Annotated in this window: 20 protein-coding genes; 6 read left to right on the top strand and 14 right to left on the bottom strand. The window is 71.4% G+C overall.

Annotated features, from left to right (window positions below; translation table 11 throughout):
- Window position 1: 1 nt before the first annotated feature.
- The 3 genes from EDM22_RS01085 to EDM22_RS01075 all read right to left on the bottom strand — a co-directional run bounded on the left by EDM22_RS01085 (window position 2) and on the right by EDM22_RS01075 (window position 2,690).
- A complete protein-coding gene (locus tag EDM22_RS01085) occupies window positions 2-1,108 on the bottom strand; it encodes a winged helix DNA-binding domain-containing protein (RefSeq protein WP_122935168.1) in 1,107 nt (368 codons plus the stop codon).
- Window positions 1,105-1,599, bottom strand: coding sequence for a recombinase family protein (locus EDM22_RS01080; protein ID WP_122935167.1), 495 nt, complete (start codon window positions 1,597-1,599; stop codon window positions 1,105-1,107). Before EDM22_RS01080 ends, EDM22_RS01085 begins: the two co-directional genes overlap by 4 nt.
- A 65-nt stretch (window positions 1,600-1,664) precedes the next feature.
- Entirely contained in the window at window positions 1,665-2,690 is a 1,026-nt protein-coding gene (locus EDM22_RS01075; RefSeq protein ID WP_245989078.1) for an NAD(P)-dependent alcohol dehydrogenase, read from the bottom strand.
- Between the two features lie 101 nt (window positions 2,691-2,791).
- Here EDM22_RS01075 and EDM22_RS01070 point away from each other — a divergent pair, with 101 nt between their 5' ends.
- Window positions 2,792-3,526 (top strand): TetR/AcrR family transcriptional regulator, encoded by a 735-nt coding sequence (locus EDM22_RS01070; protein WP_122935165.1) that lies wholly within the window; start codon window positions 2,792-2,794, stop codon window positions 3,524-3,526.
- 28 nt (window positions 3,527-3,554) lie between these two features.
- Here the strand turns inward: EDM22_RS01070 and EDM22_RS19915 are convergent, their stop codons facing one another.
- Window positions 3,555-3,704: a hypothetical protein gene (locus EDM22_RS19915; protein WP_245989076.1), complete on the bottom strand. Its 150-nt coding sequence runs from the start codon at window positions 3,702-3,704 to the stop codon at window positions 3,555-3,557.
- A 350-nt stretch (window positions 3,705-4,054) separates the two neighbouring features.
- Here EDM22_RS19915 and EDM22_RS01060 point away from each other — a divergent pair, with 350 nt between their 5' ends.
- Window positions 4,055-4,477, top strand: a complete 423-nt coding sequence (locus EDM22_RS01060; RefSeq protein ID WP_122935164.1) for an acyl-CoA thioesterase — start codon at window positions 4,055-4,057, stop codon at window positions 4,475-4,477.
- Window positions 4,478-4,536: 59 nt separating this feature from the next.
- Here the strand turns inward: EDM22_RS01060 and EDM22_RS01055 are convergent, their stop codons facing one another.
- From EDM22_RS01055 to EDM22_RS01030, 6 genes are all read right to left on the bottom strand, one after another.
- Window positions 4,537-5,598 carry a redoxin domain-containing protein gene (locus EDM22_RS01055; RefSeq protein WP_122935163.1) on the bottom strand — a complete coding sequence of 354 codons (1,062 nt, stop codon included), beginning with the start codon at window positions 5,596-5,598 and terminating at the stop codon, window positions 4,537-4,539.
- The gene (locus EDM22_RS01050; protein ID WP_122935162.1) at window positions 5,591-6,538 is read right to left on the bottom strand and encodes an alpha/beta fold hydrolase; all 948 of its coding nucleotides are present in this window, start codon (window positions 6,536-6,538) and stop codon (window positions 5,591-5,593) included. The genes EDM22_RS01055 and EDM22_RS01050 overlap by 8 nt, the downstream gene beginning before the upstream one ends.
- 7 nt (window positions 6,539-6,545) lie before the next feature.
- Window positions 6,546-7,763: an epoxide hydrolase family protein gene (locus EDM22_RS01045; RefSeq protein WP_122935161.1), complete on the bottom strand. Its 1,218-nt coding sequence runs from the start codon at window positions 7,761-7,763 to the stop codon at window positions 6,546-6,548.
- Between the two features lie 165 nt (window positions 7,764-7,928).
- Window positions 7,929-8,906: a helix-turn-helix transcriptional regulator gene (locus EDM22_RS01040; protein WP_122935160.1), complete on the bottom strand. Its 978-nt coding sequence runs from the start codon at window positions 8,904-8,906 to the stop codon at window positions 7,929-7,931.
- Window positions 8,907-8,922: 16 nt separating this feature from the next.
- Window positions 8,923-9,555, bottom strand: a complete 633-nt coding sequence (locus EDM22_RS01035; protein ID WP_122935159.1) for an MEDS domain-containing protein — start codon at window positions 9,553-9,555, stop codon at window positions 8,923-8,925.
- A gap of 190 nt (window positions 9,556-9,745) precedes the next feature.
- Window positions 9,746-10,414: a LysE family translocator gene (locus tag EDM22_RS01030; protein WP_122935158.1), complete on the bottom strand. Its 669-nt coding sequence runs from the start codon at window positions 10,412-10,414 to the stop codon at window positions 9,746-9,748.
- Between the two features lie 106 nt (window positions 10,415-10,520).
- On the opposite strand from EDM22_RS01030, the gene EDM22_RS01025 reads away from it, so the two are divergent.
- Window positions 10,521-10,973 (top strand): Lrp/AsnC family transcriptional regulator, encoded by a 453-nt coding sequence (locus EDM22_RS01025; protein WP_122935349.1) that lies wholly within the window; start codon window positions 10,521-10,523, stop codon window positions 10,971-10,973.
- Between the two features lie 12 nt (window positions 10,974-10,985).
- On the opposite strand, the gene EDM22_RS01020 is transcribed toward EDM22_RS01025, so the two are convergent.
- Window positions 10,986-11,567, bottom strand: a complete 582-nt coding sequence (locus tag EDM22_RS01020; protein WP_245989075.1) for a TetR/AcrR family transcriptional regulator — start codon at window positions 11,565-11,567, stop codon at window positions 10,986-10,988.
- Window positions 11,568-11,765: 198 nt separating this feature from the next.
- On the opposite strand from EDM22_RS01020, the gene EDM22_RS01015 reads away from it, so the two are divergent.
- The 3 genes from EDM22_RS01015 (at window position 11,766) to EDM22_RS01005 (ending at window position 13,943) form a co-directional block, all read left to right on the top strand.
- Window positions 11,766-12,446: an NADPH-dependent F420 reductase gene (locus EDM22_RS01015; RefSeq protein ID WP_122935156.1), complete on the top strand. Its 681-nt coding sequence runs from the start codon at window positions 11,766-11,768 to the stop codon at window positions 12,444-12,446.
- A 47-nt stretch (window positions 12,447-12,493) separates the two neighbouring features.
- Window positions 12,494-13,372, top strand: a complete 879-nt coding sequence (locus EDM22_RS01010; RefSeq protein WP_212591852.1) for an SDR family oxidoreductase — start codon at window positions 12,494-12,496, stop codon at window positions 13,370-13,372.
- Window positions 13,373-13,475: 103 nt separating this feature from the next.
- A complete protein-coding gene (locus EDM22_RS01005; protein ID WP_122935154.1) occupies window positions 13,476-13,943 on the top strand; it encodes a VOC family protein in 468 nt (155 codons plus the stop codon).
- A 10-nt stretch (window positions 13,944-13,953) separates the two neighbouring features.
- On the opposite strand, the gene EDM22_RS01000 is transcribed toward EDM22_RS01005, so the two are convergent.
- From EDM22_RS01000 to trxA, 3 genes are all read right to left on the bottom strand, one after another.
- A complete protein-coding gene (locus EDM22_RS01000; RefSeq protein WP_122935153.1) occupies window positions 13,954-14,847 on the bottom strand; it encodes an RNA polymerase sigma-70 factor in 894 nt (297 codons plus the stop codon).
- Between the two features lie 10 nt (window positions 14,848-14,857).
- Window positions 14,858-15,445: a carboxymuconolactone decarboxylase family protein gene (locus tag EDM22_RS00995; protein WP_122935152.1), complete on the bottom strand. Its 588-nt coding sequence runs from the start codon at window positions 15,443-15,445 to the stop codon at window positions 14,858-14,860.
- A gap of 81 nt (window positions 15,446-15,526) precedes the next feature.
- Window positions 15,527-15,967: a thioredoxin gene (gene trxA / locus EDM22_RS00990; protein ID WP_122935151.1), complete on the bottom strand. Its 441-nt coding sequence runs from the start codon at window positions 15,965-15,967 to the stop codon at window positions 15,527-15,529.
- Window positions 15,968-16,005: the final 38 nt, after the last annotated feature.

Below are 16,005 nucleotides of genomic sequence, written 5' to 3'. Positions count from 1 at the left end.
CTCACGTTCGCGGGGCGTCCGGCACGGGCGCAGGGTCCTCGAGTCGCAGTTGCGGCTCGAGGCCGAGGTACGCGGCGTAGCGCTCGGCGGCCTCGTGGATCGACGCGAGCTCGTGTGCGCGCAGCCCTCGCAGCGGGTGCAGCTCGAACGTGACGGCCCTCGTGCCGATCGTGCGCCGCATGCCGGCGACGAGCTGCGCGTCGACGAGCGCCATGCCGATCGCGGACTCGCGGGCGCGCGATGCGAGCCCCTCGGCGTCGATGAGCCATCGCGAGTCCTGGTAGCCGCGGTACATCTCGTCGAGCACCTGCAGCAGGTGAGCCGAGGGCGCTGCGGCCTCCGGGCGCTCATCCGGGAGATCACCGCGCGCGTGCCGGAACGTGCGCCCATCGTGCTCGAACGACGCGAGGCCGGCGGCGGCACCCGCGATTCCACGCCGTACGTCGCCGAGGGTGAGCGTCGCCCAGTACGCCAGATCGCGGTCGGTCGCGGGGCCGTGCGAGGTGAAGTACCGCAGGGCGAGTTCGGCGAGGGCCTCGTCGCGGTCGAGGCGGCGAGTGACCCGCACCCGGTCGGCGAAGAGCGCGTACGTGTGCTCCTCCTCGCGCGGCTGGCCGCTGCAGACCAGGGCGTGCAGCTCGAGGTGCGCGAGCAGCAGCATGAGCTGCTGGCCGGTGAGCTCCATGCCACGATCGGCCAGCTCGCTCGCGAGGTCGCTTCGGGTGCGGTCGGGGGCCTCGGCGAGGATCGACAGCACGGCGTCGGTGAGCTGCGTCATCCGTTCGGCCAGCGGCCGCAACTGCTGGTCGACGACGGGCAGCACCCGCGGTGCGGTGAGCTCGAGCAGCCACGCCGCGTCATCCGCGTGCACGTAGTGCCAGGTCGGCCGCAGCGCGTGGGTGCGCAGCACGCGACCGCTCGCGATCGCTGCGGCGAGGTCGGCTCGGCTGGGCGTCGTGGTGCGGGTGGCGACCGCCCATGCCGATTGCGACGGGTTCTCGGCCTGCACGCCCAGGAGCGAGGAGACCACCTGCTCGGCGTCGGCGACCGGGGCCGCGAGCCGCTGCGAGTGCAGCCGCCAGCGGGCGAGGTCGCGGTCGGATGTCACGCCCGCGCGTCCTCCAGGTGCGGCGCGCCGTGGCTCAGCACCTTGACCACGAGGTCGTGCCGGCGGAGGGTGCGGATGGTGCGCGTGACCTCCTCGGGCGTACGGCCGAGGGCGCGTTCGTTCACGACGACGAGGACGTCGCCGGCGCGGAGCGTCTCGAACAGGCGGGCGAGGCGCTGCTCCCACGACTCGGGCGCATCGGGCGTCGGGTACCGGAAGTCGAGGATCTGCACGCCGAAGCGCAGCAGGTCGGTGCGCTGCTCGAGGATCGGCGGCATGTCGTCGCGCGGCACCGCGAGCCCGACGAGTCGCGACCCCTCGGGGCGCGCCTTCCACCAGTCGTGATTGCGCTGCAACTCCTCGAAGCACTCGGGGCAGCCGATGGCGCGGTGGCCGGCCTCGTGCGCGGAGCCTGCGCGGTGTCCGGTCGCCGGCGCCGCGACATCCGTCACCGTGGCATCCGTCGTCGAACCGGTCGTGTCGTCGCCCATGTCGGAACCCCTTCGCCTCGCCTTCCATTCTCGCCGAGTCGGGCGCCCAGTGGGTGCCCGCCGGCTCAGCCGACCCGCAGCACGACGCTCCCCCGCTTGCGGCCGGTGTCGACGTAGCGGTGGGCCTCGACGACCTCGTCGAGCTCGTACGTGCGATCGATGACCGGGCGCAGGTCGCCGGCCTCGGCGAGCGCGGCGAGCCGCGACATCCCCTCGGCGCCCATGTCGCCGCCGCGATGGTCGACGCGGATGCCGCTGCGGCGCGTCTGCCGACCGGCGGCGAGCATGGCCGGCAGGTCGGCGATGACGAGCAGCAGCGCGCCGCCCGGACGGATCAGGTGCGCGACGCGGGCGAACGGGGCATTGCCCACGCACTCCACGATCACGTCGTAGCGCGCCGCGGTGCCGGGCGCTGCGAAGTCCTCGCGCTCGTAGTCGATGACCCGGGCGGCTCCGAGGGAACGCACGAGGTCGGCGTTGCGTGCGCTCGTGACCGCCGTGACCGTCGCGCCGCGGGCCGCGGCGAGCTGCACGACGGCCGTGCCGACCGCGCCCGACGCGCCGTTCACAAGCACCTCGCTGCCCGGCCCGATCGTCACCCCGTCGAGGTAGCGCACCGCGGTGTGCCCGCCGAAGATCACGGCGGCGGCCTCGTCGAACGAGCGGTTGCGGGGCTTGCGCGCAACCTCGCCGCCTTCGGGCACGGTCACGTAGTCGGCGTGGCACCCCATGCGGGCGCCGCGCATGACGATCACCTCGTCGCCGGGCGCATAGCTCGTCACTGCCGAGCCGACCGACTCGACGACCCCCGCCGCCTCCATGCCGAGCACGTGCAGGCGGGGCCGGAGCAGCCCGATCGTCGGGGCGGCCAGCAGGGTGACCCCGCGCGGCACGCGTCGGCTGCGCAGTCGCTGGTCGGCGACGCTCACGGTGGTCGCCTTCACCCGCACGAGCAGCTCGTCTGGCTTCGGCTGCGGTTTCGGCACGTCGGCGAGGTGCACGACCTCGGGTGCGCCGAAGCGGTCGATGCGCGCCGCGCGCATGGTCGTCGCGGTGGCGGATGCCCGGGTCAGCGGTCGTTCGGTGGTCATCATCGGCTCCCTTACGTTGTAAGTCTTACAGCGTAAGATACGCCTCGGATCGCTCCGTGTCCAGACCTCGGACGACGAAACCTGACGTTGTAAGGTGAAGCATGTCGTCGAGATCCGCCGAGCGCGCCGGTGCGCAGCCCACCCGTCGCGCAGCGCGCACCGAGCGCACCCGCCTGAGCCGCGACGGCGTGCTGCAGACCGCGGTGCGGCTCGCCGACCGCGACGGCCTCGACGCCCTCACGATGCGCGCCCTCGCCGACGACCTCGGCGTCGAGGCGATGTCGATCTACCACCACCTGCCCAACAAGAACGCGATCCTCGACGGCGTCGTCGAGGTGGTGTTCGCCGAGGTCGAGTCCGAGGTCGGCGGGTTCGGCGTGCCGCCGACGACGGATGCCGCGAACTGGGCGCCCGCCCTCCGCGAACGCATCCTCGGGGCGCGACGGGTGCTGCTGCGGCATCCGTGGGCCCCCTGGATCATGAACGCGCGCGGCGCACCCGGACCGAACGCGATGCGCCACATCGACGGCGTCGTGGGCATCATGCGAGCCGGCGGCATGTCGTTCGACCTCATCCACCACTCGCTGCACGCGATCGGCAGCCGCGTCTACGGCTACGTGCAGGAGCTCAGCGACGACGGCGACGCTCCGGCCCCCGCCCAGCTCGAGCAACTCGCCGGGCTCGCCCCGAACCTCGCCGCCATGCTCGCCGAGGTCGCGCACGACGACCCCGACTCCACGCTCGGCTGGTGCGACGACCAGACCGAGTTCGAGTTCGGGCTCGACCTGCTGCTCGAGGGCATCGAGCGGCGACGGGCGGCGGAGGCCCGCGACTAGGAGTCTCGCCCGACCAACCGGCGCCCGACTACTCGGCCGCGGGAACGTGGCACAGGCGACGGCGCACCCAGCCCGCGGCATCCGCCTGCGCGAGCTCGCCCGAACGCACGAGTCGGACGAACTCGATCGCCTCCTCGCTGAGCCGCCCGTCGGCGCTGTCGGGCGGATCCCGCAGCACGTGCACGGTGAGCCAGCGCGTGATCGACCCGCCGAGCCGGGCGGCGACGGCGACCGTGCCCGCGAAGTGCCGCGCCTGCCCGTCGGTGTCGTCGTCGAGCGCCGGATGCCGCGTCGGTCAGCCAGAGCGGCCCGCGACGCACCCCCGCCGCACGGCCCAGTTCGGTGAGGAACCGCCGACTCGGGTAGCCGCGCCCCGCGAGACGGTCGATCGAGTCGGCGAGGGCGGCGCAGGCGTCCATCACCTCACTGTAGGTCGGCCGTGGCCGTGTCGGGTATCGCCGTATCGGCGTAGCGTTGCCGCGACGGAACCGCCTCGAGGCCAGTGCCGAACGGAACGGGGGAACCACCATGACGCGCACGCCGGTCGTCTACGAGACCACGCACCGCATCGCCTTCTCGGAGCTCGACCCGTTCCAGCACGTGAGCACCGGCAACTACGCCCGGTACTTCACCGACCACCGCATGGAGGGACTGGCGAGGTACGCCGGCTGGGACCTGCCCACGCTCGGAACGCTCGGCTTCATGACCTGGATCCGGCGGATGGAGATCGACTTCATCAGGTCGATGGGCGCAGACCAGGACATCGCGATCACCTCGTTCGTGCGCGAGTTCCGCGGGCCCGACGCGATGATCGAGTGCACGATGACGGATGCCGCGGGCACGACCGTCGCCACCTGCCTCATGGTCGTCGCCCACGTCGATGCCCGAACGCGGCGCGCCACGGACTGGCCCGAGGAGCTCCGAGCGCTCTTCTTCGAACCCGAGGACTGACGCAGCGCGAGGCCGCGCCCGCCCCGCGCCCGAGGCGCCGCGCCGCGCCGCGCCGCCCGTCAGCCGAACGTGAAGCAGTACGCCTCCACACCCCCGCCGAGGAATTCGATCTCGACCACGCGATCGCTGATCGGCCCCGGCTGGCGCACCAGCTGGTACGTGTTCTGGTCGGCGACCACGCCGGCGCCGTCGGCATCGACGTCGGTGCCGTGCGCCTCGCCGACGGGTCGGCCGTCGATCGACACCCGGAACGGCACGGGGGCACCGCGGTTCGCCGGCCCCATGACGAGGTTGACGTCGCGGGCGTGGAAGGCGAACGAGATCCGTCCACCCGGTTCGTGCCCGACGGCCGCGTGCCGCGCGAGCGTCCAGTCGCCGGAGAGGTCCCACGAGTTGAGCGGCAGGCGGGTGGCCGGGGCCGGGGCGTAGGCGTGCCTGCGGTCGTAGTAGGCGGCATCCTCGGACACGAACCCGCTGCTCTGGCCGTAGCCGAGGTAGGTCTCGGGCGACCGCAGCGACGCCCAGTCCGCGGCGACCTCCAACCCCTGCGGGTCGACCATGACCAGGTCCATGTCGACGTCCTGGGCACCGGCGTCGACGAGGAGCTGCTGGATCACCATCTCGGTGCGCGCGTACTCGCCCTCGCCGAAGTGGTGATAGCGGATGCGTCCATGGGCATCGGCGAGGTAGACGGCCGGCCAGTAGTGGTTCGCGAACTCGTCCCACACCCCGTAGTCGCTGTCGATGGCGATGGGGTACGCGATGCCGAGGGCCCCCGACTGCGCGACCACGTTGCGCAGGTCGCGCTCGAAGCCGAACTCGGGGGTGTGCACGCCGACGACGGTCAGTCCGGCATCCTCGTACTTCGCGGCCCAGCCCTTCAGGTACGGCAGCGTGCGGAGCCAGTTGACGCAGGTGTAGGTCCAGAAGTCGACGAGGACGACGCGACCGCGAAGGCTCGCGGGTGAGAGCGGCGCGGTGTTGAGCCAGCTCGTCGCCCGATCGAACGACGGCAGGCGCCCCTCGACCGGCAGTTCCTCCGGATCACCCGCGACGCGATGGGCGATGGACCGGAACAGCCGGCTGCGAGCCGGCCGCGGCGGCGTGGCGTGATCAGACATGAGCGACCCCCTCGCGTGCGCGTTCCGCCTGCGCGGAACGATCGGCGTCGATCACCGCGTCCGCGAACGCCCGCGGCGCCTCCTGCGGGAGGGCGTGCCCGACGCCGCCGGTGACGACCCGGTGCTCGTACGGACCCGCGAAGAGCGAGCGGTACGACGCGGCATCCGGATGCGGAGCCCCGTTCGCATCGCCCTCCAGCGTGATGGTGGGCACCGTGATGGGCGGGCGCTGGGCGAGCCGACGTTCGATGTCGTCGAGCTCCGGCGCCCCGTCGGCGAGGCCGAGCCGCCACCGGTAATTGTGGATCACGATGTCGACGTGATCCGGGTTGTCGAAGGATGCCGCGCTCCGGTCGAACGTCGCGTCGTCGAATCCCCACTGCGGCGACGCGGTCCGCCAGATGAGCCGGGCGAACTCGTCGCGGTACTGCTCATAGCCCGCGCGGCCGCGCTCCGTGGCGAAGTAGAACTGATACCACCAGGCCAGTTCGGCCGACGGCGGCAGCGGGCGCGCATTGGAGTCGCGACTGCCGATCAGGTAGCCGCTGACCGACACGTGTGCACGGCACCGCTCGGGCCACAGGGCGGCGAGGATGTTGGCGGTCCGCGCGCCCCAGTCGAACCCCGCCACGACGGCGGTCCGGATCTCGAGCGTGTCGAGGAGCGCGATCGCGTCGAGGGCGAGCACGGATTGCTGGCCGTTGCGCAGCGTCCCCGCCGATCGGAAGCGCGTCGTGCCGTATCCGCGGAGGTGCGGCACCAGCACGCGGTAACCGGCGTCGACGAGCATCGGGGCGGCATCCGCGTAGCCGTGGATGTCGTAGGGCCAGCCGTGCAGGAGGAGGACCACGGGTCCGTCGACGGGACCGAGGTCGGCGAACCCCACGTTCAGCTCCCCGGCATCGACCTGGTTGATGCGGCCCAGCGCTTCGTTCGACATGACGTGATCACCGCAGCGAGCGGAACGCGGCGCGCATCTCCTGCGCGAACAGCTCTGGCTGCTCCCATGCCGCGAAGTGCCCGCCGCGATCGAGCCGGTTGAAGTGGATGAGGTTCGGATACGCCTGCGTCGTCCAGCTGCGCGGAGCCGCATAGATCTCGTCGGGGAAGACGCTGACGGCGACGGGCAGGGTCACGCCCTTCGGGGCGAAGAAGGCGAGCTTGCTCTCCCAGTACAGCCGCGCCGACGAGACCGCCGTGTTCGTGAGCCAGTAGAGCGTCACGTTGTCGAGCACGTCGGCGGGCGTGAGCCCCTCGGATGCTCCGGCGAACACGCGTGCGATGAGGTCGTAGCTGCGGGCATCGTGGTCGAGCATCCACGCAGCCAGGCCGACCGGCGAGTCGGCGATCGAGTAGAGCGTCTGCGGGCGGTTGGCCATCTCCTGCGCGTACCCCAGCCCATGCGCGTAGAAGAACGCGAGCTGGTCCCATGCGCCCCGCTCCTCGGGCGACAGGTCCGCGGGCGGCGGGTCGCCGTTCGTCAGCGCCGCCTGGATCGAGTCCGGGACCGTCGCGGGCATGTTCGTGTGGATGCCGACCAGTCCGGGAGGTGTCAGGAGCGCCATCTGCTCGGTGACGGCGTTGCCCCAGTCGCCGCCCTGGGCGACGTAGCGGTCGTAGCCGAGCCGACGCATGAGCTCGATCCACGCACGGGCGATGCGGATCGGATCCCAGCCCGTCTGCTCGGGCTTGCCCGAGAAGCCGTGTCCCGGCAGCGAGGGGATGACCAGGTGGAACGCATCGGCGGCGCTCGCGCCGTGTGCCGTCGGATCGGTGAGCGGACCCACGATCTTCAGCTGCTCGATGATCGAGCCGGGCCAGCCGTGCGTGACGATCATGGGCAGGGCGTCCTCATGGGTGGACCGGACGTGGATGAAGTGGATGTCCAGCCCGTCGATCTCGGTGACGAACTGCGGCAGGCCGTTGAGGCGAGCCTCCATGCCGCGCCAGTCGTAGCCCTCCCAGTGCTTCGCGAGCTCCTGCACGACTGCGAGCTGCACCCCCTGCGAGGAATCGGCGACGGTCTCGCGCTCCGGCCAGCGGGTGTCTCGGATGCGGCGGCGCAGGTCGTCGAGGTCGGCCTGCGGGAACTCCACCGTGAACGGGCGGATCGAGGTGTCGCCGCCGCGGTGCTCGGCGTCGGGTCGCGGTTGCGTGATGGTCATGATGCGCTCCTCGGGGAATCGTCGCGGCTGGTGCCGCGTCTCGACTCTCTCGCGGCGCGGACCCGGCGGCGTCCGTGGGAGTCGCCAATTCACCGACGGGGGAAGCGCGGCGTGGCGGGAACCCCTCAACTCGCGCACACCCGGGCCGGGCCGGGCCGGGCGCCGTCACACGACGCCGTGGCGGAGCGCGAAGGCGGTGGCTTCGCTCCGTCGTGCCACCCCGATCTTGCGATAGAGACTCGTGATGTGCCGCTCGACGGTGCGATCGCTCAGCCACATGACACCCGCGATCTCCTTGTTGCTGAGGCCCTGGGCCAGTAGGCCGAGCGTCTCGATCTCGCGCCGGGTCAACGCCGGCTGCAGTGCACGCGCGGGCGCGCCCTCCGTTCGGTCGGCGGAGTCGCCCCGAGCCTCGCGACCGGCCACGGGCGGGGCTGCCCCGGACGGAACTGCCCCGGGCGGGGTTGTCACGGGCGGGGTTGTCACGTGCAGGGCATCGAGCTCGGCGAGGAGGCGCGACGCCTCCTGGACTCGGCGGGAGAGCGACATGAGCGACGGCTCGACATCGGCGACGAGCGATCTCAGCAGCTCGTCCTGTCGCACCAGGGCAGCCTCGGCGACCACACGTGCGGCGTGTTCGTGGGCGAGGCGGCGCGCGGTGTGGATGGCGATCGCCGCCTGGCTCACGGCGACGCGCAACAGGTGCGTCTCCATCGCCGTCGGGAAGTCGCTCCGCACCGAGGAGACGAGCACCAGCCCCGTCTCCCACGGCAGCGCGAGCGGCACCCGTGTCACGCGAAGCGGCTCGAGCCCCGGCGTCTCGACCGCGGTCGTCGTGACGCCCTGCGCCTGCGGCGTGGCGGAATCGAGCACCAGCCGCAATTCGGCGGGCATCCTCGACCCCGACGGACGCCAGGTCTCGAGGGGTCCTCCGCCCCGCTGCGGATCGTCGAAACGCGCATACGCCCCGTCGAGCTGCAGCACGCCGAACAGCACGCTCAGCAGCCCCGACGCGATCTCGGCCGGTTCGTGGTCCACCCACATCGCGGGCAACGCCAGGAGCGCACCCAGGTCGCGCAACCACCGCCGGGAATCGGCCGCCCACGCGTCGTCCTGCGAGTTCCCCGTCGACGCCGCGTCCATGTCGGTCCGATCCGCCTCAGCGATCCGCCCGCACGCCCCGCTCCTCCAGGAACTCCGATGGAGGGACGAAGAACGGATTCTCCTGCAGCATCCCGCCGATCAGGACCATCGGGTGGGTGCGCAGGATGTCGATGATGAACGAGCCGTCGAACTGCGCGGCGTCGTACGAACAGATCACGACGTGCTCATGGCGCGCGTGGATGAAGTTGGCCCGGGCCTCGAACTCGATGAGCTGCTCCGCCACCTGCGAGCTGTCGACCGCCCATCCCATGTCGCACATCATGCGGATCCGCGGCGTCCGTGCCTCGACCAGCATCCGATCGAGCAGGTCGACCATCTCCGCCTGATCGAAGCTGCCGCCCCGGAGGTAGGTGTCGGTCCACGTTCGCACCTCGCACCGGTGATGCTCGAGGAGCATGGCCGCGTCGTAGCCGAGATGCCGAAGCCGATTGACGGGCCTCGCCGACTCCGCCGGGTCGACGACGTAGAGCAGGCGATCGCCGCGGTCGATCCCCTGGCTGATGAAGGCATCGAGGACGGCGTCCTCCTCGCTCGACCCGTTCACGAATGCGCAGACGTGGCGATACCGATCGAGCACCCCGCCGGCGAAGGTGACGGGCTCGCCTTCGCCCGGGATGTCAGCTGCCATGGGCGTTCTGCTCCCTCCACCGGATGCGGGCGGCCCCGGGAGGGGGTCGAGCTCATCGGCCGGAGCCGAGACACCGGCACGACGCGGCGCCGGCGCAGGATGGGGCCGAGGTCTGGAGACTATCGCAGGGCCGACGACCGCCACAACGATCGGCGTCCGCGGCCGACGCGGCCGAGCGGGTCGGCGCCGCTCACCCGCTCACGAGGTGCGACACCTGCTCGACGACGAGCACGAACGCGAGCACGACCATCGCGGCGCCCGACACGCGGGAGAGGATGCGCATCGCCGACGGCCGCGCGCGCAGCACGGCCCGCGCGCCCAGTCCCACGATGGAGTAGACGATCGCGCAGCTCCCGACGAAGACGAGGCCGAGCACGGCGAGCTGCACCGGGATCGGCCAGGACCCCGCGGCATCCGTGAACTGCGGCAGCAGCACGACCAGCACCAGGAGCCCCTTGGGATTGAGGCCGCTGACGCCGGCGCCCTGCGCGAGTTGGAGCCACGGGCGGGTGGCGGATGCACCCGACCCGCCGTCACCCGACGCACTCGGCACCCCCGCATCGCCGGCGACGAGCGCCGGGGGCGGTTGCGTGAGCACCCGGACGCCGAGGACGGCGAGGTACACGGCGGCCGCGAACGTGAGGCCGACGAGCACCCACGGCAGCGCCGCCACGGCAGCGCCGACGCCCACCGCGACCGCGGCGACGGCCGCGAGGTAGCCGACGAGGATGCCCGCGAGCGCCGGAAGGATCGTGCGATCCCGCGTGCCGGCGGCGATGATGTACGCCCAGTCGGGACCGGGCACGAGCACCATGAACGTCATCATGCCCCAGCAGGCGAGCAGCAACTGCGTGTCCATGTCGGCCCTCCTGCCCTCGTTCGGTATGTCGAACGTACGCGCGGCGAGGCCGAAGAGGCTTCCAGATTTCTTCCCTGCGCGGGCAGTCTGTGGAATGATCTCCCTCGTGGATGCCATCGACCGGAAGATCCTTGCCGAACTCCAGCAGGACGGCCGCCTGAGCCTCACCGACCTCGCCGCGCGGGTGCAACTGAGCATGTCGCCGACGCACCGTCGGCTCCACGCCCTCGAGGCGTCGGGCGCCATCTCCGGATACCGCGCGGTGATCGATCCCGAGGTGGTCGGGCTCGGGTTCGGAGCGCTCGTGTTCGTCACCATGGAGCAGGCGAACCGGGCGACGATCCCCGACTTCGACGCCGCCGTGGCCGAGATCCCCGAGGTGATCCAGGCGCTGCGACTCTTCGGCGACCCCGATTACCTGTTGCGGGTCGCCGTGCGCGACCTCCCCGCCTACCAGCGGCTGTGGGACGAACGGCTCTCCGCCCTGCCGGGCGTGCGCCGGGTCGAGTCGACGCTCGTCATGAAGACGATCGTCGACGACCGGCCGCTGCCGATCTGAGGAGCGGAACGGTCAGCGCGGGCAGGATGCGTCGATGAGTGCGCGCGCGGCCGCCTTCGCGGCGTCGGGTGCCGTGGGATCGGCATCGAGCACTCCCACGGCCAGGCCGCCGTCGATGAGCATGGTCAGCTGCCGGGAGAGGAGGTCGGGATCGACGGCTCCGGCGCGGCGGGCCAGGTCGGTGACCCAGGCTCGAACGACTCGCTTGTGCTCGACCGTGCGGGCATGCACCTCACTGCCGGTCTCGGACTCGGCGGCCGTGTTGATGAAGGCGCACCCGTGGTACCCCTCACGGCGGGCGGCGTTGGCGAGGGCGTCGAACATGCCGACCAGTTGCGCCCGCGGATCGTCGCCCGCGTCACGGGCTGCGGCCCGCAGTTGGCCGAACCAGGTCTGGTCGACCGTGTCGAGGTAGGCCAGCACGAGGTCGTCCTTGCGCGGGAAGTGCTTGTAGAGCGTGGCCTTGGCCACGCCGGAGTCGGCGATGACGGTGTCCACCCCGACGCCCCGAGGCCCGCGAGCGTAGAAGAGGCGGAACGCGGTGTCGAGGATCCGCTCGCGCGCGGGCCGGGCCGCGGTATCTGCCTGACGCACTGTTGCTCCTTCGAAGCTGACGTGATCAGCCATTCTACAGACAAGTCGGTCTCTGAGCGACAACCGCATACGGCCTATCCCGCACCGCGATCATCCGTAGCCCGGCGCTTGGCATAGACAGACCTGTCTGCTAGCTTGGTCCTCGCGCAGGTCGCGCCCCTGGGCGAGCAACGTTTCCGAGACGGCAAGGAGCACCCGATGAAGATCGCAGTACTGGGCACTGGAATGGTCGGCCGCGCCCTCGCAGGCCGGCTGGCCGAGCTGGGCCACGAGGTCACCGTGGGCACCCGCGATGTCGCAGCGACGATGGCGCGCACCGGGTCCGACGCGATGGGCAACCCGCCCTACGCCGACTGGGCCCACGGGCACCCGCAGGTGGCCCTCGCGACGTTCGCCGATGCGACCGCTGGCGCAGAACTCGTCGTGAACGCGACCTCGGGCAACGCGTCGATCGCGGCACTCGAGGCGGCCGGCCGCGAGCACCTGGCCGGCACGGTGCTCCTCGACGTGGCCAACCCCCTCGACTACTCGCAGGGGTTCCCGCCCAGTCTCTTCGTCGGCAACACCGACTCCCTGGCCGAGCAGATCCAGGCGGCATTCCCCGAGGTCAAGGTGGTCAAGTCGCTCAACACCATGAACGCGGTCCTCATGGCCGATCCGCGGCAGCTCCTCGACGGCGACCACTCGGTCTTCGTCTCCGGCAACGACGCCGACGCGAAGCAGCTCGTGACCGGGCTGCTGGAGTCGTTCGGACACGCCGATGTCATCGACCTCGGCGACCTGAGCATCGCACGCGGCACCGAGAGCCTGCTCCCCGTCTGGGTGCGGTTGTACGGTGTCCTGGGCACCCCCGCCTTCCAGTTCAAGGTCGTGCGCTGAACCGCGCTCGGCCGCACCGCCATGATCCGGCACGACGGAGGACGACGATGACCGACCACACCACCCCTTCGATGGCCGGCAAGACCGTGCTCATCACCGGCGGCACCGGCGGGATCGGCAAGGCGACCGCGAGCGGGCTCGCCCGGCTGGGCGCCCGAGTGGGCATCGTGGGACGTGACGCCACCCGCGCCGCGTCCGCTGCCGGCGACATCCGCTCGCTCGCAGGCAACGACGCGGTGGATGTCTTCATCGCCGACGTGTCGTCGCAGGCCGAGGTGCGCCGGCTGGCGGCGGCGGTGCTCGACACCTACCCCCGGCTCGACGTGCTCGTGAACAACGTCGGCGGCTACTGGGCGCACCGGCACGTCACGGCAGACGGGCTCGAACGCACCTTCGCCGTCAACCACCTGGCACCGTTCCTGCTGACCAACCTGCTCCTCGAGCGGCTCGCGGCGAGCGCACCCGCGCGGGTGGTCACGGTCTCGTCGGGCGCCCAGGCGATGGGGCGCATCGACTTCGACGACCTGCAGGGGTCGCAGACGTACTCCGGGCAGCGGGCGTACAACCAGTCGAAGCTCGCCAACGTGATGTTCACGTACGAGCTCGCCCGTCGTCTCGAGGGCACCGGTGTGACCGCGACGGTGCTGCATCCGGGGGTCACCCGCACCGATTTCGGCGCGGAGGACCAGGCGGCCTACTTCGCGTGGATGAGCGGGATCGCGAAGCCGTTCATGAAGAGCCCCGCCGGCGGAGCCGAGACGCCGATCTTCCTCGCGTCCTCCCCCGACGTCGAGGGGGTCTCGGGCCGCTACTTCGCCAACCGCAAGGCCAAGGACTCCAACAAGGTCTCCTACGACACGGATGCCGCGGCGCGGCTGTGGCAGGCGAGCGCCGAGCTGGTCGGGCTGCCCACCACTTCGCGCTGACACCTCGATCTCGCCGACGCATCGGCGTAGCCTGACCGGCGAGGCTCATGGACGAGACGGCGCCGCGCCGAACGAGCGCAGCGCCGAACAGAGGGGGTTCCCGATGGCCGAGCTCGCACCCATCCAGCCGTGCCTGTGGTTCGACGACCAGGCACGCGAGGCGATGGAGTACTACGTCGACGTGTTCCCGAACTCGCGCGTCAACCGGATCGACGAGTATCCCGACGAGTCGCTCGACGAGCACTTCGAGGGGATGTCGGGAAAGGTGCTGAACGGTCGGTTCACGCTGAGCGGGGTGGACTTCGTGTGCCTCGACGGCGGTCCGCTCTTCCGGTTCAACGAGTCGATCTCGTTCGTCGTGTCGTGCCGCGACCAGGCCGAGATCGACGAGTACTGGTCGAAGCTCTCGCACGTGCCCGAGTCGGAGCAGTGCGGCTGGTGCAAGGACCGGTTCGGCGTGAGCTGGCAGATCATCCCGGCGAACATGGGCGAGCTGACCCGTCGGCCCGAGCAGGTGCAGGTGATGATGCGGCAGAAGAAGATCGTGATCGCCGAGCTCGAGAACGCCTGACGGCGGCGCGTCAGCGCGTGAGGCTCGCCTCGGCGTCGAGCCGCGCCAGCTTGTCGGGGTTCGCGATCGAGAAGATGCGGGTGATGCGCCCGTGCTCGACGGTCACGCTGACCGCGGCGGCGAGCTCGCCGCCGACCTCGATCCGGGCGCCGCGCGCCCCGTTGACCCACGCGGGCGTGGCCACGGGGTGCACGTCGAACTTCGCCATGCTGCCGAGCAGGTACGCCGCGAGCTTCGCCGCCCCGACGATCGGTCGTCGAGCTGCGCCCCGGACCTTCCCGCCGCCATCGGCGACCGCCACGACATCTGGTGCGAGCACGTCCATGAGACCCTGCAGGTCACCGGTGTTGAACGCCGCGAGGAAGCGCTCGACCACCTGCTCCTGTTCGGTGGGGTCCACCCGGATGCGCGGGCGGCGCGCCGCCACGTGGTCCTTCGCCCGATGCGCGATCTGCCGGACCGCGGCAGGCGTCTTGCCGACCGCGTCCGCGATCTCGTCGTAGGGCAGGTCGAAGACCTCGCGCAGCACGAACACCGCCCGCTCGGCCGGCCCGAGCGTCTCGAGCACGGTGAGCATCGCCACCGAGAGGCTCTCGGCGAGTTCGACGTCGTCCGCGACATCCGGACGCGTCAGCAGCGGCTCGGGCAGCCACTCGCCCACGTACTCCTCGCGACGGCGCGAGACGGTGCGCAGGTGGTTGAGCGACTGCCGGGTCACGATGCGCACGAGGTAGGCGCGCGGGTCTCGCACCCCGTCGTGGTCGACGCCGGCCCAGCGCAGCCAGGACTCCTGGAGCACGTCCTCGGCGTCGGCGGCCGAGCCGAGCAGCTCGTACGCGACCGTGAAGAGCAGGCTGCGGTGGAGGACGAACTGGTCGGCGGCGGTGCCGGCGGAACTGCTCATGACGGGCAGCCTACGCGGCACCGGCGACGGCCGAGCGGGTGGCGAGCGGCGGCAGGCCGCACGCATCCGAGTAGTGGTCCGAGCGGATGCCGAGGGCGAGGTTCATGCGCGCCGTCGCGTTCATGAGGCCCACCGCGGCGGCCAGTTCCAGGAGCGCTGCCGGTCCGAGCTCGGCGAGGAGCGCATCGGAGAGCTCGTCGGTGACGACGACCGGGGTCTGGCACATCGCCTCGGCGTACTCCATCACTCGCCGCTCGAGCGGGGTGAACACGTCGGACTCGCGCCACCGTGGAACCTCGCGGGCCTTGGCCTCGTCGAGCCCGCGGTTGTGGGCGAGGAAGTAGTTGAAGTCGAGGCAGAAGCCGCAGCCGACCTCGGCGGCCGCGGCCATCCGGGCGAACGACCCGAGGTTCTCGTCGAGCGCGTGCCATTTCTCGGACTTCCGCCCGATCGAGATCAGGTCGGTGAACACGCGGGGATTGTGCCACAGGACGCCGACCGAGTCGGGCACCCGCCCGACCATCCTGCGCATCGCGGCCTTCACCAGGATGCCGTAGCCGCCGGTGATCTCGGTCGCGGGGATTCGTGCGGTGCTCATGTCTGCTCCAGGTCTCGTGTCGTGTCGTGCCGTCGACATGGAGACACCGGCCGGGGGCGGGATGTGACAGGCACTCGCGGATCACGCGGCGGGCAGCGCCGACTCGACCCAGGCGCGCAGTTGCGCCGCCGGCACGGCGCCGATCTGGCGCGACACCTCGGCGCCGTCGCGGTAGAGCAGCAGCGTCGGGATCGCGGTCACGCCGTGACGACGCGAGATCCCGGGCGAGCGGTCGGCGTCGACCTTGACGACCTTGAGGCGCCCGGCGAGCTCGCGTGAGAGCTGCTCGACGACCGGCGCGATCGCGCGGCACGGTCCGCACCACACGGCCCAGACGTCGACGAGCACGAGCATGCGGCTCGCCACGGCGGCGTCGAAGGTGGCGTCATCCGCCTCGACGAGCCAGGGCAGGTCGGCGTGGCAGTTCGAGCAGCGGACCCGGCCACGGCCGCCGAGCGGCACGCGGTTGCGGGTGCCGCACGAGGGGCAGGCGACGACCTTTCCCGGCTGGACGCTGGTCATGTCCGACAGCCTACGACTCGGCTCTGCCGTCGGCTCAG

It is taken from the genome of Agromyces tardus, from assembly GCF_003710805.1.
In the GTDB taxonomy this organism is placed as follows: Bacteria; Actinomycetota; Actinomycetes; order Actinomycetales; family Microbacteriaceae; genus Agromyces; species Agromyces tardus.
This window is presented reverse-complemented; position numbering and strand designations above follow the sequence as displayed.

Coding starts and splice junctions, on each gene's coding strand:
- EDM22_RS01080 (WP_122935167.1), bottom strand. CDS start 1,599: ATGGGCGACGACACGACCGGTTCGACGACGGATGCCACGGTGACGGAT.
- EDM22_RS01075 (WP_245989078.1), bottom strand. CDS start 2,690: ATGACCACCGAACGACCGCTGACCCGGGCATCCGCCACCGCGACGACC.
- EDM22_RS01070 (WP_122935165.1), top strand. CDS start 2,792: ATGTCGTCGAGATCCGCCGAGCGCGCCGGTGCGCAGCCCACCCGTCGC.
- EDM22_RS01060 (WP_122935164.1), top strand. CDS start 4,055: ATGACGCGCACGCCGGTCGTCTACGAGACCACGCACCGCATCGCCTTC.
- EDM22_RS01055 (WP_122935163.1), bottom strand. CDS start 5,598: ATGTCTGATCACGCCACGCCGCCGCGGCCGGCTCGCAGCCGGCTGTTC.
- EDM22_RS01050 (WP_122935162.1), bottom strand. CDS start 6,538: ATGTCGAACGAAGCGCTGGGCCGCATCAACCAGGTCGATGCCGGGGAG.
- EDM22_RS01045 (WP_122935161.1), bottom strand. CDS start 7,763: ATGACCATCACGCAACCGCGACCCGACGCCGAGCACCGCGGCGGCGAC.
- EDM22_RS01040 (WP_122935160.1), bottom strand. CDS start 8,906: ATGGACGCGGCGTCGACGGGGAACTCGCAGGACGACGCGTGGGCGGCC.
- EDM22_RS01035 (WP_122935159.1), bottom strand. CDS start 9,555: ATGGCAGCTGACATCCCGGGCGAAGGCGAGCCCGTCACCTTCGCCGGC.
- EDM22_RS01030 (WP_122935158.1), bottom strand. CDS start 10,414: ATGGACACGCAGTTGCTGCTCGCCTGCTGGGGCATGATGACGTTCATG.
- EDM22_RS01015 (WP_122935156.1), top strand. CDS start 11,766: ATGAAGATCGCAGTACTGGGCACTGGAATGGTCGGCCGCGCCCTCGCA.
- EDM22_RS01010 (WP_212591852.1), top strand. CDS start 12,494: ATGACCGACCACACCACCCCTTCGATGGCCGGCAAGACCGTGCTCATC.
- EDM22_RS01005 (WP_122935154.1), top strand. CDS start 13,476: ATGGCCGAGCTCGCACCCATCCAGCCGTGCCTGTGGTTCGACGACCAG.
- EDM22_RS01000 (WP_122935153.1), bottom strand. CDS start 14,847: ATGAGCAGTTCCGCCGGCACCGCCGCCGACCAGTTCGTCCTCCACCGC.
- EDM22_RS00995 (WP_122935152.1), bottom strand. CDS start 15,445: ATGAGCACCGCACGAATCCCCGCGACCGAGATCACCGGCGGCTACGGC.
- trxA (WP_122935151.1), bottom strand. CDS start 15,967: ATGACCAGCGTCCAGCCGGGAAAGGTCGTCGCCTGCCCCTCGTGCGGC.